Here is a 12,951-nt window from a genome sequence, read left to right as displayed (position 1 = left end):
TCAAATTTAATCTAAAATTTTTATATTTGGAAAATTATGTTAAATTTGTAGAACATCATAAAAATTTTAAGAAATGATAATTCAAAAAACAGAAAACTCTAGAATTTCTACTTTCGATCCCAATAATTTCTCTTTTGGAAATACTTTCAGCGATCACATGATTATCTGTGAGTACGAGGATGGAAAATGGGGCGAGGTAAAATTGGTTCCTTACGGGCCTTTATTGTTTACGCCTGCGATGATGGGAGTGAATTATGGGCAAGCTTGCTTTGAAGGTATGAAAGCTTACAAAGACAAAGACGGACAGGTTTTCCTTTTCAGGCCAGAAAAGAATTTTGAACGTATCAATAAATCTGCTGCTCGTCTGGCAATGCCTCAGGTTACAGAAGAGATCTTTTTGGATGGCTTGAAAGCTTTAATTGATGTTGACAGAGAATGGATCCCGCAAGGAGAAGGTAATTCACTATATATCAGGCCGTTAATTTTCGCTACTGAGGAAGCTCTAAAGGCAAGAGTAGCCAATAAATATATGTTTGCCATTGTAGCAACACCGGCAAAAATGTATTATACAGAACCTGTTTCTGTAAAAATTTCAGATCATTATTCTAGAGCAGCAAGTGGTGGAGTAGGTTCTGCTAAAGCTGCAGGAAACTATGCTGCTTCTTTCTACCCGACTCAATTGGCAATGGAAGAAGGATACGATCAGATTATCTGGACTGATGACGCTACCCACGAATATTTCGAAGAAAGTGGAACGATGAATGTTTTCGTAAGAATCAACGATACAATTTATACGCCGCCTACTTCAGAGAAAATTTTGGATGGTGTTACAAGAGATAGTTTCATTCAATTGGCTAAGAGAAGAGGTTTTGAAATAAAAATAGAGCCTATCAAAGTAAAAGATGTTATAGAAGCTCAGAAAAACGGAACTTTGAAAGAGGTTTGGGGTGTAGGAACCGCAGTTGTTACGACTGTTTTCCAGGCTTTGGGATATAATGGAGAAAAACTGGAATTGCCTAGACTTTCAGACGAAGAAAGCTTTGCTGTAATTCTTAAAAATGACTTAGTAAATTTGCAAAACAACCTTTCTGAAGATCCTTTCGGATGGAGAGTTTTGGTTGATCACGCACTAGAAACAGTTTAATTTTAGAATTAAATATCAATATAAAATCGGGGATCATTTCCCCGATTTTTTTTATGCCAGATTGTCTCACAAAATAGCAATTGATTTTATCATTAAAGTAAAAGTATCTTTAATAATATGAGCATCTTAATGAAATTTTCAATAGTTTCAAAATATAAATTCATCAAGTTTTGTAATTGATTCCCGAAATGCTTATTTTCGCAAAAGTTTTTATGAAAAAATTAGTCTTCATATCAGTTTTAAGCCTGTTGGGCTGCAAAAGAAATAACCCGGTGCATCCACCGGTTGGCGGTGTTTTGAGCCAGAGTGATCTGGATGTTTCTAAAAACCGCATGAAAAATCTCAATACGATCGAAAGACAGCAGATTCAGGATTGGATTGCAAGTCAAAACATAAAATTTTTCCCGACACAGCTTAATTACTGGACAACAGTAGAAGGTTTTGATAAGCGGGAAAGAAGACCTGATGAATCTACAGTTTCATATTCGTATGACCTTTACGATTTTGATCAGACTAAAATTTATGATAAATCAATAAGCAGAAATGATGCAAGATTCGGACATTTCGATGAGCTTAAAGCTGTTGAAAATGCACTTCGATACATGCAGAATGGCGAAGAAGTAACACTTCTCGTTCCGTCATCATTAGCTTACGGAACTTACGGAGACGAAAATAAAATTGATAACGATATTCCTTTAATTATAAAATTAAAAGTACTATAAATGAAATTCTTAAACAAAAATATAATCTTAGCAGCGGCAAGCATTTCGCTTTTAAGCTGTACTCCAATTTATAAAAAGATGAACGTAGACAAAGAAACTTACGAAGGGCTTAAAGACGGACTTTATGCTAATCTTCAAACGACAAAAGGTAACCTTATTGTAAAGTTTGAAGACAAAAAATCACCGGTAACTGTGGCTAACTTTGTTGGTCTTGCAGAAGGAAAAATCGATAATAAATCAAAAGCAAAAGGAGTTCCTTTTTATGACGGAACGATCTTCCACAGAGTAATCAAAGATTTCATGATTCAGGGAGGTGATCCAAAAGGAACTGGAGCAGGAGATCCGGGATACAAATTTGAAGACGAGAAAAACGACCTTAAACATACAGGAAAAGGTATTCTTTCGATGGCGAATTCTGGACCAAACACAAACGGTTCTCAGTTCTTCATCACTGAAGTGGCTACACCTTGGTTAGACGGAAGACATACTATTTTTGGTCAAGTTGTAAAAGGTGATGATGTGATCGATGCTATCGCTAATGTAGAAAAAGGAGCTCAGGATAAACCAAAAACTGACATCGTTCTAGAAAAAGTAAGTATTTTCAGCAAAGGTGATGAGTATAAAGGTTACGATGCTGCAAAAACTTTCAACGAAGGAAAAGGTAAAATTGCTGAAAACAACAAAGCATTTATTGCTAAAGAAGAAGCTGAAAAAGTAAAGAAAGAAGAAGAATTTAAAGCCAATCAATTGAAATTAGTTGAAGGTTTAAAAGAGGGAATGCAGGTTACTGAATCTGGACTTTACTATAAAATCACTAAAAAAACTGACGGAAAAGCTCCAAAAGCAGGTGACAATGTCTTTGTACATTATGCAGGTAAATTAACAAACGGCGAGGAATTCGATTCATCATACAAAAGAAATCAACCTCTTGATTTTCCTGTTGGAACAGGTAGAGTAATCAAAGGATGGGACGAAGGAATCTTATTATTGAAAGAAGGTGAAACGGCTACTTTATTGATCCCACCAGCAATGGGTTACGGAGAAAGAGGTGCAGGAGGAGTTATTCCACCAAATGCATGGTTGATCTTCGACGTAGAATTGGTAAAAGTTCCTTAATCAACGCTGATAAAATATTTTAAAACCGTCTTGTGAAAGGCGGTTTTTTTTATTACTTTTAAATCTTTAAACCTCACAGGTTTTTAAAACCTGTAAGGTTTCTTCAATAAAAAATTATAATTTAAAGATGAAAACTAAATTAATTACATCGTTATTCATTCTTATTTCTACGTTTTCTTTTACGCAAACAAAGGTAAATACAGACGATCAGGCAATCAGAAAATCGATGGTTTATTTTGCCAATACCATCAAATATAAAAAGCTAGACCAGACTGTTGATGCTATTTATCCAAAATTCTTCACGATTGTTAACAAGGATCAGTTCACGCAAATGCTGAACATGACTTACAATAATCCATTTGTGAAAATTGATGTTCTGGATATGAAATTTATCTCAGTAGGAAAACCTGAGTTAGTTGAAGGCGAAAATTTTTCGATTACAAGCTATTATTTAAAGCTGAAAGCAGATGTAAGTTCAATGAACGAGCAGATGAAAAAGTCAGTCTCAGAAATGCTCGAAAAAAAATATGGTAAAGGCAGCGTGGAATATCTTGCTAAAGAAGATGCTTACATCATCAACGCCCCAATGAAAATGGTTGCCGTCTCAAAAGATAAGAAAGACTGGAAGGTGGTTTTTGCAGATAAAGAATATAAAAAGCAACTGACAAAAGTTCTACCACAAAAGATTTTGGATAAATTGTAAAAATGTAAAAGCCGATTCGTAAGAGTCGGCTTTTTTACTACTTTTGTGTTCCGAAAAAACTATTTTTTTTTAAGATGAAAAATAAATTCATTACAACATTATTTGTTCTTATATCTATATTTTCTTTTGCTCAAGCTAAAGTAAACTTTGAGGAAATTCAGATAAAAAAATCTCTTACTTATTTTGCTAATAGTATTAAAGCAAAAAAAATGAACCAAGCTGTAGATTGTATTTATCCAAAATATTTTACGGTAATTTCTAAAGAACAGATGACTCAAATCATGGATGTGACGTATAATAATCCACTTCTGAAAATTGATATACAGGATTTAAATTTTGGAGTGATAGAGAAACCAGAATTAATTGATGGAGAGTATTTTTCTATTACTAATTATGGTCTTAAACTACAATGTGATGTCAGTTCGATGAATGATGAGACGCAAAATAAAATTGAAACAGCTATGAAGATTAAATATGTACAAGGTAATGTAAAATTATTGAAAAAAGGAGTTTATGTTATTAATGCCAAAATGAGAGCGTGTGCAATTTCAAAAGATAAAAAAGATTGGAAGTTTTTAATTCTTGAAAAAAATTATAAGCCTCAATTAGTCAAAATTCTTCCAAAAAAGATTTTAGATAAAATATAATTGAAAAGTCGATTCGTGAGAGTTGGCTTAATTATTTCTATTAACGATACAAAGTAATTTCGTAAGGAACTTCTTTACAATTCTTATGTGTAATTTTATGGACTAAAGAATCTTTCGTAATTATAAATTTTGAATTCTCAAACTCTATGAAAAAATTATTAAGAGCAGGAGATTCACATTCAAGAATTGTTTTACGGATGAGTTCGTCTGTAAATAGATGTGAAGATTTGCATTTCCCATCAAAGGAAAGTACATAATAACATTCTTTTGGCATTACAGAATTTAAAATTAATGTATCTTTTACTACTTCCCATTTTCCAAAAGAAAAAGATTCAGCAATATGACCTGAACTTTTATAAGTGAAAGTTTTGTCGGTGTTTAGATTTAAACTTTCTCTTGTTCCCATGGAGTCACTTTTGATTTTCCATAGACCATATAGCTGCGAAACATCAGCAGGATTATTTTTCTTACAAGAAAACAGAATCAAGAATATGATAGAGACGTATATAAAAAGTCTGAAAATTTTCATTGATTAGATTTTTATGCAATTTACTTAATCAAACTTTATATTCTTGAACTATTTTAATAAAAACCGTCATTTTCAGATAAGAAACTAAGCATATAATACATTACTTATTACCAATTACTCATTACCCATATTTCAAGATCAGTATCATAAAATTCTCTCTCTAATTCCGTATATTTGGGGAAAATTTTTACAAAATGATCGAGTGGAAAACCGTAAAGGAATACGAAGATATTACTTATAAAAAATGCAACGGGGTGGCAAGAATTGCCTTCAACAGACCGGAAATCCGTAATGCGTTCAGACCAAAAACAACTTCAGAATTGTACGATGCTTTTTATGATGCATCAGAAGATCCGTCAATTGGGGTGGTATTGCTTTCAGGAGAAGGACCAAGTTCTAAAGATGGAGTTTGGGCGTTCTGCAGCGGAGGCGACCAAAAAGCAAGAGGTCAGCAAGGATATGTAGGTGAAGACGGAAGACACCGTTTGAATATTCTGGAAGTTCAAAGACTGATCCGTTTTATGCCAAAAGCGGTAATTGCAGTTGTTCCGGGTTGGGCAGTTGGTGGCGGTCACTCGCTTCACGTAGTTTGTGATCTTACTTTGGCGAGTAAAGAACACGCAATTTTCAAACAAACCGATGCTGATGTAACGAGCTTTGATGGTGGTTACGGTTCTGCTTATTTAGCGAAAATGGTCGGACAGAAAAAAGCACGTGAGATTTTCTTTTTAGGAAGAAATTATAATGCGCAGGAAGCTTTCGATATGGGAATGGTGAATGCTGTAATTCCTCACGATGAGCTTGAAGATACTGCTTACGAATGGGCACAGGAAATTTTAGCTAAATCTCCAATGTCAATCAGAATGTTGAAGTTTGCCATGAACTTGACCGACGATGGAATGGTTGGTCAGCAAGTTTTTGCTGGTGAAGCAACTCGTTTGGCGTACATGACTGAAGAAGCAAAAGAAGGTAGAAATGCTTTCCTTGAAAAGAGAAAGCCTGACTTTGGTAAAGACCAGTGGATTTCTTAAAATATAAATAATAAGTAATAGGTAATGAGTGATTTCATTACCTATTATTTTGTAATTTTAGGGAAGTTCTAAAAATTATGGGAATATCCGTTTTTAATTACAGCTGAAATCAACGTTCGATCTGTCTTCCGCAGGAATCTAAACTTATTTATTTCCAACGTATCGAGATTCCTTCTGAATGACAAACAGACCGTTAAAAATAATTTATTTACAATTTGCTGATATTAAAAAAAATATTAGAAATGAGAAAGCATAAAAAAATATATTATGTTGCCGGAATTATCAGTGCACTTTTAGTTCCGCTTTTGTTTCTGTACTACGCTACTCCTGTTTATTATCAAATGAGCATGAGAGTGTTAGATATTGGACTTCCCTATAAAGCTAAAAAAGGAGAAAAGATTCCGGAATATACACAAATTCCGAAAGAGGGATGGAGTTACAAAACAATCAATGTAAAACCTGGTTTTGATGCAAAAACTGAAGAGAATTTCATTAAAGAAATCAATCAGTTAAAAGAAAATGATATTGACAAAACTGGAATAAGATTTCAGCTTTCCGACAAAAATGTTTACGCAGATATTGTTGGTTTACTCAATATAATGTTAAAAACCAAACAGGAAATGTACGGTCTTGATATGGATGAAACCAACAGTTTATATGTTCTTTATAAAAAACCACAAAATACTTTTTTGGGAATAGATAATAATAGTGGTAGTTGTGTAGTATATGTTGATATGAATGAATATTATTATGATAATGCAGGTTTTTGGCAAAAACTTATTCACTATTCTCCCAAAGAATCTTACTATTTAATTTTTGGTTTTCTAATGCTGATTTACTGCGCTATGCTCAGACCTAAACTGAGTTTCAATATTTAATTTAATGGAACAAAACTTTCAAAACCCACAGATTTTAGATTTCGAAATTCCTGATTTTAGTGATTTAAAACTGACTTCGGTATCGCCAAAATATCTCAGGATTATTTTATTTAATCTGGGTTTATTTTCTGTTTTTCTAATCGGAGCGGTTTCTACAGCTTTTTATTTTTTTTATTTCAATTTGAGCCTTATTCAGGTTTGGGCAATTGTCATCGGAATTTTTCTGATGATTGTTTTTCTTTTTCTGAATACTCTGATCGGTTTTAAATTCAGAAAATATGCAGTTCGTGAAAAAGATTTGGTATACCAATATGGCTGGTTGAAACGAAGCGTGATTATTGTTCCGTTCAACAGAATTCAGCACATCAAAGTAGAGCAGGGCTGGTTTTCTAAAATATTGGGCTTAAAATCGGTTTCGGTTTTTACGGCTGGAGTTAGCGGTGGAGATGTTACTGTAAATGGGCTTCCTGAAGATATTGCTGAAGGAATTAATCATCATATCAGAGGAACAATTTCGAAAGAAAAAACAGACGATGGAGGAGAAGCTTAATTCTTTTTTTCAGCCTCAAAGACAGTCGAAAACGGGTATCGTATTGCTTTTTCTCTACAATATCGGAATGGTGATTAAAAACTTATGGGTTTTCGTTATCCTTTTTTTTGTCAGAAAAGACAAAATAGAACCTTGGATTATTGTTCTTGCCATTATTGCCGGACTCTTAATTCTCATTGTTTCTGCGGTTTTACAATACTATCATTTCAAATATTATATTGATGAAGAAAACGAGGAATTCGTCATTCATGAAGGAATCATCAATACATCGGTAACTAAGATTAAAAAAGAAAATATTCAGGAAGTTAATATTTCACAGCCTTTTGTTCATCGGTTTTTTAATATCTACAAACTCGAAATCGATACACCCGGAAGTTCTGAAAAAGAAGTTAAAATTTCGGCATTGACGAAACAGAATGCAGTTGACCTTAAAAAATATCTTTTAACAGAAACAAAACTCGAAAGTGGTTTAAAAGAAGATGTTGAAATTACCGAAAATCAGAAAGTTGAAAAACTTCGTTCAATCAAAATTTCAACGCTCAGTATTTTAAAATACGGAATTACTGCGAACTATATTCAAAGTTTTTTCGCACTGGTCAGTTTAATGATTTATGGTTTTTCCGAACTCAGCAACTTGCTGAAAAAGGCTGAATTTGAAACGCAGTTAGATTATGATACGGTAGAATCTCAGTTTTTGGCATTTTCTATTCCAGTTATTCTTGGAATTGTTGTGGTTGTCATTATTGTTGGAATTCTGATTAATACAGTTCGTACATTGATTAAATTTTTCAACTTTAAAATCAGCGAAAACAACCAAAGTTTTTCTTTTGAGTACGGCTTGTTTAATACCCGAAATTCAATTGTCAACAAATCAAAAGTTCAGGTTATTACTGAAACACAGAACTGGATTCAGAAGAAAATGAACATTTCTTTTGTGAAATTTCTTCAGATTGGAAAAAATGAGGAAGATGAAAAAAAAGTTGCAGCAGTTCCCGGAATTAATAATACTGAAAAAGCAAAACTGATTTCAACAATTTGGAATGAAAATCCGGTTTTTACAGATTATTTAAAGCCTAATTTCAGATTAATTATCGTCCACACTTTTCGATGGATCGTTTTGCCTTTGCTTCTGGTTTTCTTTATTGAACAAGAGTTATTCATAAATTATTGGTTTTTAGCGATTGTTTACATTGTTTTAGCCGAATTATTTATTCTGATTTCTTTCAGAAATTTAAAATTGTTTTACAGCGAAAGATTTATAAGATTAAAATCAGGAATTTGGGACATCGATAACCGAACTTTTGAGGTGGAAAAGCTTCAAACTGTGAAAATTTCTCAGTATTTTTGGCAAAGAAAAACAAACTTAGGAAGTATTACTTTTTATACCTCTGCAGGACGCTTTAAAATGGTTGCTTTAAACTTTACAAAGCTTAAAGAACTGCTGAATTACTGCATTTATAAAATAGAAATACGTTAACATTAGTAATTAGCAATAAATAATCAGCAATCATCAATTTTTGTATTACTTATTACTCATTACTCATTACATATCAATTTATGACCGATTGGATAAAAGCCGCAAGGCTGAGAACGTTACCGCTTTCGTTAAGCGGAATTATCATGGGTTCTTTCATTGCAAAATGGAGACTCAGAGAAGATGGAGGAATTTGGGACTGGAAAATCTTTGCTTTGGCGCTTCTGGTGACTTTGCTGTATCAGGTTTTATCAAACTATGCGAATGATTACGGAGACGGTGTAAAAGGAACCGATGCCAAAAGAATTGGTGAAGCAGAAGCCAGAGCAGTAGCTTCGGGTAGAATTACCGCAAAACAGATGAAAAATGCTGTCATTTTTTTCTCTTTTTTATCTCTGGTAGCGACTGTCGCACTTTTGTATTTGGCTTTTATTCCTGATTATATGAATGAGTTTTATATTTTCATCGGATTGGGAGTGGCAAGTATTCTGGCTGCAATCGGGTATACGGTAGGTAAAAAACCTTACGGATATATGGGATTGGGCGATATTTTCGTTTTTATATTCTTCGGTTTGGTTTCGGTTTGCGGAAGTTATTTTCTGTTTACAAAAACTTTTTCTTGGGATATTCTTTTGCCCGGAACAGCCATCGGAATGATGAGTATGGCAGTTTTGAATCTGAATAATATGCGTGACATTGAAAGCGACAGATTATCAGGAAAAAATAGTTTTGCTCTAAGAATTGGTTTTAGAAATGCGATGATTTACGAAATGGTTTTATTGCAGCTTCCATTGATTCTTATTCTGGTATTTTTAGGTATCAACAACTTTATTCAGTTACAGAAATATTACGTATTTATTGTAATGATTTTATTGATTCCGGTGGCGAAACTGAGAAGAAATATAATGGATGTAAAAGAGCCGAAGAAGCTCGATCCATTTTTGAAGCAAGTTGGTATACTTACTTTGATGATGGCTGTTTTAACAGTTTTGGGACTTAATTATTTTAGCTAAAACTTTCTGTTATGGAATCTAAAATATTTGTACAGGCTCAGATGTTGATCAGAAAACCAATTCAAGAGGTTTTTGAAGCATTTATAAACCCTGAAATTACCACCAATTTTTGGTTTACAAAATCAACTGGCAAGCTAGAAGAAGGTAAAATAATTACGTGGGAATGGGAAATGTACGGTGCAAAATCTGAAGTAAAAGTTCTTCAGATTATTCCAAATCAGCTTATAAAAACAGAGTGGGGATTGTTTTCTAACAATGTAGATTACGAGTTTAAGGAAATGGAAAAAGGAACTTTAGTTATTATTAAAAGCTACGGATATTCTGAAACTGGAGATGGACTTTTATCTGTAATTAATGACAATACAGGAGGTTTTACAACCGTTTTAGATGGCTGTAAAGCTTACTTAGAACACGGAATTAATTTGAGATTGATTGAAGATAAATTTCCTTCGAAATAATAATCATAATTAGGATTAAAACAAAAATGCTTCGACTACGCTCAGCGTGACACTGTTAAAAACAGTTAGTATTAGCGATGTCATGCTGAGCTTGTCGAAGCATTTCTATTAAATGTAAAAATTTAAAAATAAATTAAAAATGAAAATACAATATTTAGGACAAAACTGTTTTTTGTTCACGTACAAAGACAAAACAATTCTTTGTGATCCATTTTACAACTATAAAAAAGCAGAATCAGGGTTTGATATTTCGGCTCAGAAAATTGATTATATCTTAATCACTCACGCTCACGGCGATCACATTGCTGACGTAGAAGAGGTTTTGCAGCATTATCCTGAAGCTACAATTATCGGTCAACCGGAAATCTGTGCGTATTTCAAAAATGCTAAAAATACAGACGATGTAAACTTAGGAGGTTCTGCAAAGATTGATGACCTTAAAATTTCTATGGTTCCGGCTCATCATACAAGTTCATTTCCTGATGGAAGCTACGGTGGTGTGCCTGTAGGATATATTTTCAGACTTCCTGAAGGTAAAAACGTGTATTTGGCTGGCGATACAGGAGTAATGGCAGATATGCAGTTGTTTCCGGCGTTGTACGGGGATCTAGATCTTTCAATTCTTCCGATTGGTGGTCATTATACAATGTGTGCGAGAAAAGCGGCTTTTGCAGCGTCAGAATTATTGAAAACTCCAAAAGTAATCGGATGTCATTTTGATACTTTCCCGGCAATTGAAATCAATCATGATAATGCAGCGAAGCATTTTGCTGATAAGAATGTTGAATTGGTTTTACCTAAACTCGGAGAAAGTTTCGAGATATAACAAAAAAAATTAAGAGATTAAGTAATTTAAATAAAATCATCTTAATCTCTTAACTTATAAAAATAAAAAATGGCAAGCTACCTAAATCACACCGCTACGACCAATTACCTTTGCTGCGTTCCCACCCTGGAGGATTCTCAGGAGCTGGTTGTTTAGGACTTGCCGTTGCAAAGATAGGAACTTATTTTAAAATTAAAAATATTATTACAGAAAAAATCTTTAAAAATCCCTTTACTAAAGCTAAAACGCTGAAATTTAGGGCAATATTTTTAAGATATTTTCTAAAAATTAGAATTATGACGAAAAGTCCACTTACCCTAGGAATTTTATTGTATGTCGTTACAATGGCAATCTTTTTTGTAGTCTACACGTTTTTTTCAGGTATCGAATATTTTGATACAACGTTGAAAGTCAATGCTTTTGTTTTACCAATTGTCTATGTTTTATTTGCTTTTTGGTCTGTAAAATCTCATTGGAATAACCATCAAATGAATTTTAAGGAAGCTTTTAAAAGAGCATTTGTGCCAATGTTTGTAGGCGGAATTTTATCTATCGTAAGTATCTTTTCTTTCTTAAATTTCATCGATACGGATGCGAAAAAACTATTAAATTATCAATATGTACACCGCCAGAAATCTGAATTGGATAAAGAATATCAATCAGCAAAAAAGATTCTGAAGCACCAAAAAGACATTGATGAGCTGGAGCAAAAATATCAGGAAGGTCTTCAAAGGTTTGATCCTGCGACGATAAAAGATAAAGATATGCTTACGGCGAGTCATTTTTCAGGATATTTTGCAGCAATTCTTATATTTTACGTAATTTTGTCTGTCTTTTTTGGAGCGTTTTTTAGAAAGAAAACAAACCATCAGGAAGTAATTAATCAAGAATAATTTTTATTAAAATTAAATGAATTTATCTATAGTAATTCCGTTACTTAACGAAGAGGAATCTCTCGAAGAGTTGTTTACAAGAATCGACAACGTTTGTAAAACCAGTAACTTATCTTATGAAGTTTGGTTTATCGATGACGGAAGTACAGATTTGTCGTGGAGCATTATTGAGAATTTAAAAGTGCAGCATCCACAAATCCACGGAATAAAATTTTCCAGAAATTACGGAAAATCTCAAGCTTTACACGCTGCTTTTGAAAGAGCACACGGTGATGTTATTATCACGATGGATGCAGATTTACAAGACTTCCCGGAAGAAATTCCTGAGCTTTACAGAATGGTGATTGAAGATAATTACGACATTGTTTCGGGCTGGAAAAAGAAGCGTTTTGACAATGTAATGACCAAAAATATTCCTTCGAAACTATTCAACGCTGCAGCAAGAAAAGTTTCAGGAGTTTATTTGCACGACTTCAACTGTGGTCTGAAAGCGTATAAAAAACAGGTTGTAAAATCTATCGATGTTTATGGAGATATGCACCGTTATATTCCCGTTTTAGCTGCCAATGCAGGTTTTAGAAGAATTACAGAAAAAGAAGTTCCGCATCAGGCAAGACCTTATGGAACATCAAAATTTGGAACCGAAAGATTCGTACGAGGATTTTTAGATTTGGTAACTCTTTGGTTTGTAAGTCGTTTTGGAGGAAGGCCAATGCATTTTTTCGGAGCAGTAGGAACCATTATGTTTATCGTAGGTTTTCTTTCAGCTTTTTGGTTGGGAATTTCGAAACTGATTGATGTAGCAAGAGGAATTTATGGACATTTAATTACCAATAATCCTTGGTTTTTTATTGCATTAACCATGATGTTGATGGGAACATTGCTTTTCATTGCAGGATTCTTGGGAGAAATGATCATCAGAACCAACAGAGAACATAAGAATTATAATATTGACGAAGTGATATAA

Annotated in this window: 15 protein-coding genes and 1 other RNA gene; 14 read left to right on the top strand and 2 right to left on the bottom strand. The window is 33.5% G+C overall.

Annotation, left to right across the window (positions count from 1 at the left end; all coding sequences use genetic code 11):
* Nucleotides 1-73: 73 nt before the first annotated feature.
* From EG358_RS12695 to EG358_RS12675, 5 genes are all read left to right on the top strand, one after another.
* Entirely contained in the window at nucleotides 74-1,144 is a 1,071-nt protein-coding gene (locus tag EG358_RS12695) for a branched-chain amino acid aminotransferase (RefSeq protein ID WP_076558647.1), read from the top strand.
* A gap of 212 nt (nucleotides 1,145-1,356) precedes the next feature.
* Nucleotides 1,357-1,866 (top strand): FKBP-type peptidyl-prolyl cis-trans isomerase, encoded by a 510-nt coding sequence (locus EG358_RS12690; protein WP_076558832.1) that lies wholly within the window; start codon nucleotides 1,357-1,359, stop codon nucleotides 1,864-1,866.
* A 78-nt stretch (nucleotides 1,867-1,944) separates the two neighbouring features.
* Complete coding sequence (locus EG358_RS12685) at nucleotides 1,945-2,982, top strand: peptidylprolyl isomerase (RefSeq protein WP_115596450.1); 1,038 nt, start codon at nucleotides 1,945-1,947, stop codon at nucleotides 2,980-2,982.
* 127 nt (nucleotides 2,983-3,109) lie between these two features.
* Complete coding sequence (locus EG358_RS12680; protein WP_076558643.1) at nucleotides 3,110-3,685, top strand: hypothetical protein; 576 nt, start codon at nucleotides 3,110-3,112, stop codon at nucleotides 3,683-3,685.
* 74 nt (nucleotides 3,686-3,759) lie between these two features.
* The gene (locus tag EG358_RS12675; RefSeq protein WP_076558641.1) at nucleotides 3,760-4,332 is read left to right on the top strand and encodes a hypothetical protein; all 573 of its coding nucleotides are present in this window, start codon (nucleotides 3,760-3,762) and stop codon (nucleotides 4,330-4,332) included.
* Nucleotides 4,333-4,372: 40 nt separating this feature from the next.
* Here the strand turns inward: EG358_RS12675 and EG358_RS12670 are convergent, their stop codons facing one another.
* Nucleotides 4,373-4,861: a hypothetical protein gene (locus tag EG358_RS12670; protein WP_076558640.1), complete on the bottom strand. Its 489-nt coding sequence runs from the start codon at nucleotides 4,859-4,861 to the stop codon at nucleotides 4,373-4,375.
* Nucleotides 4,862-5,055: 194 nt separating this feature from the next.
* On the opposite strand from EG358_RS12670, the gene EG358_RS12665 reads away from it, so the two are divergent.
* The 7 genes from EG358_RS12665 to EG358_RS12635 all read left to right on the top strand — a co-directional run bounded on the left by EG358_RS12665 (nucleotide 5,056) and on the right by EG358_RS12635 (nucleotide 11,091).
* On the top strand, nucleotides 5,056-5,892 hold the full coding sequence (locus EG358_RS12665) for a 1,4-dihydroxy-2-naphthoyl-CoA synthase (RefSeq protein WP_066677606.1): 837 nt from the start codon (nucleotides 5,056-5,058) through the stop codon (nucleotides 5,890-5,892).
* Between the two features lie 242 nt (nucleotides 5,893-6,134).
* Nucleotides 6,135-6,770 carry a hypothetical protein gene (locus tag EG358_RS12660; RefSeq protein ID WP_076558638.1) on the top strand — a complete coding sequence of 212 codons (636 nt, stop codon included), beginning with the start codon at nucleotides 6,135-6,137 and terminating at the stop codon, nucleotides 6,768-6,770.
* Between the two features lie 4 nt (nucleotides 6,771-6,774).
* Entirely contained in the window at nucleotides 6,775-7,320 is a 546-nt protein-coding gene (locus tag EG358_RS12655; protein WP_076558636.1) for a PH domain-containing protein, read from the top strand.
* Nucleotides 7,304-8,797, top strand: coding sequence for a PH domain-containing protein (locus EG358_RS12650; protein WP_076558635.1), 1,494 nt, complete (start codon nucleotides 7,304-7,306; stop codon nucleotides 8,795-8,797). Before EG358_RS12655 ends, EG358_RS12650 begins: the two co-directional genes overlap by 17 nt.
* A gap of 80 nt (nucleotides 8,798-8,877) precedes the next feature.
* Nucleotides 8,878-9,807, top strand: a complete 930-nt coding sequence (gene menA / locus EG358_RS12645) for a 1,4-dihydroxy-2-naphthoate octaprenyltransferase (RefSeq protein WP_076558633.1) — start codon at nucleotides 8,878-8,880, stop codon at nucleotides 9,805-9,807.
* Nucleotides 9,808-9,818: 11 nt separating this feature from the next.
* Entirely contained in the window at nucleotides 9,819-10,265 is a 447-nt protein-coding gene (locus EG358_RS12640; RefSeq protein WP_076558631.1) for an SRPBCC family protein, read from the top strand.
* Between the two features lie 139 nt (nucleotides 10,266-10,404).
* On the top strand, nucleotides 10,405-11,091 hold the full coding sequence (locus EG358_RS12635) for a metal-dependent hydrolase (protein ID WP_076558629.1): 687 nt from the start codon (nucleotides 10,405-10,407) through the stop codon (nucleotides 11,089-11,091).
* Nucleotides 11,092-11,158: 67 nt separating this feature from the next.
* Here EG358_RS12635 and ffs read toward each other — a convergent pair.
* Nucleotides 11,159-11,256, bottom strand: an RNA gene (ffs, locus tag EG358_RS12630) — signal recognition particle sRNA small type.
* A 131-nt stretch (nucleotides 11,257-11,387) separates the two neighbouring features.
* Between ffs and EG358_RS12625 the strand changes: the two genes are divergently transcribed.
* Both EG358_RS12625 and EG358_RS12620 read left to right on the top strand, forming a co-directional pair.
* Nucleotides 11,388-11,984 (top strand): DUF4199 domain-containing protein, encoded by a 597-nt coding sequence (locus EG358_RS12625; RefSeq protein ID WP_076558830.1) that lies wholly within the window; start codon nucleotides 11,388-11,390, stop codon nucleotides 11,982-11,984.
* Nucleotides 11,985-12,000: 16 nt separating this feature from the next.
* On the top strand, nucleotides 12,001-12,951 hold the full coding sequence (locus EG358_RS12620; RefSeq protein ID WP_074228842.1) for a glycosyltransferase family 2 protein: 951 nt from the start codon (nucleotides 12,001-12,003) through the stop codon (nucleotides 12,949-12,951).

The organism is Chryseobacterium indoltheticum (genome assembly GCF_003815915.1).
Lineage (GTDB): Bacteria > Bacteroidota > Bacteroidia > Flavobacteriales > Weeksellaceae > Chryseobacterium > Chryseobacterium indoltheticum.
The sequence above is the reverse complement of the archived record's forward strand: the minus strand, read 5'-3'. Positions and strand labels throughout refer to the sequence as shown.

What these genes read in the sequence shown, in the direction of transcription:
- menA (WP_076558633.1), top strand. Translation starts at nt 8,878, where the DNA reads ATGACCGATTGGATAAAAGCCGCAAGGCTGAGAACGTTACCGCTTTCG.
- EG358_RS12640 (WP_076558631.1), top strand. Translation starts at nt 9,819, where the DNA reads ATGGAATCTAAAATATTTGTACAGGCTCAGATGTTGATCAGAAAACCA.
- EG358_RS12680 (WP_076558643.1), top strand. Translation starts at nt 3,110, where the DNA reads ATGAAAACTAAATTAATTACATCGTTATTCATTCTTATTTCTACGTTT.
- EG358_RS12665 (WP_066677606.1), top strand. Translation starts at nt 5,056, where the DNA reads ATGATCGAGTGGAAAACCGTAAAGGAATACGAAGATATTACTTATAAA.
- EG358_RS12625 (WP_076558830.1), top strand. Translation starts at nt 11,388, where the DNA reads ATGACGAAAAGTCCACTTACCCTAGGAATTTTATTGTATGTCGTTACA.
- EG358_RS12620 (WP_074228842.1), top strand. Translation starts at nt 12,001, where the DNA reads ATGAATTTATCTATAGTAATTCCGTTACTTAACGAAGAGGAATCTCTC.
- EG358_RS12655 (WP_076558636.1), top strand. Translation starts at nt 6,775, where the DNA reads ATGGAACAAAACTTTCAAAACCCACAGATTTTAGATTTCGAAATTCCT.
- EG358_RS12670 (WP_076558640.1), bottom strand. Translation starts at nt 4,861, where the DNA reads ATGAAAATTTTCAGACTTTTTATATACGTCTCTATCATATTCTTGATT.
- EG358_RS12635 (WP_076558629.1), top strand. Translation starts at nt 10,405, where the DNA reads ATGAAAATACAATATTTAGGACAAAACTGTTTTTTGTTCACGTACAAA.
- EG358_RS12660 (WP_076558638.1), top strand. Translation starts at nt 6,135, where the DNA reads ATGAGAAAGCATAAAAAAATATATTATGTTGCCGGAATTATCAGTGCA.
- EG358_RS12650 (WP_076558635.1), top strand. Translation starts at nt 7,304, where the DNA reads ATGGAGGAGAAGCTTAATTCTTTTTTTCAGCCTCAAAGACAGTCGAAA.
- EG358_RS12675 (WP_076558641.1), top strand. Translation starts at nt 3,760, where the DNA reads ATGAAAAATAAATTCATTACAACATTATTTGTTCTTATATCTATATTT.
- EG358_RS12685 (WP_115596450.1), top strand. Translation starts at nt 1,945, where the DNA reads ATGAACGTAGACAAAGAAACTTACGAAGGGCTTAAAGACGGACTTTAT.
- EG358_RS12695 (WP_076558647.1), top strand. Translation starts at nt 74, where the DNA reads ATGATAATTCAAAAAACAGAAAACTCTAGAATTTCTACTTTCGATCCC.
- EG358_RS12690 (WP_076558832.1), top strand. Translation starts at nt 1,357, where the DNA reads ATGAAAAAATTAGTCTTCATATCAGTTTTAAGCCTGTTGGGCTGCAAA.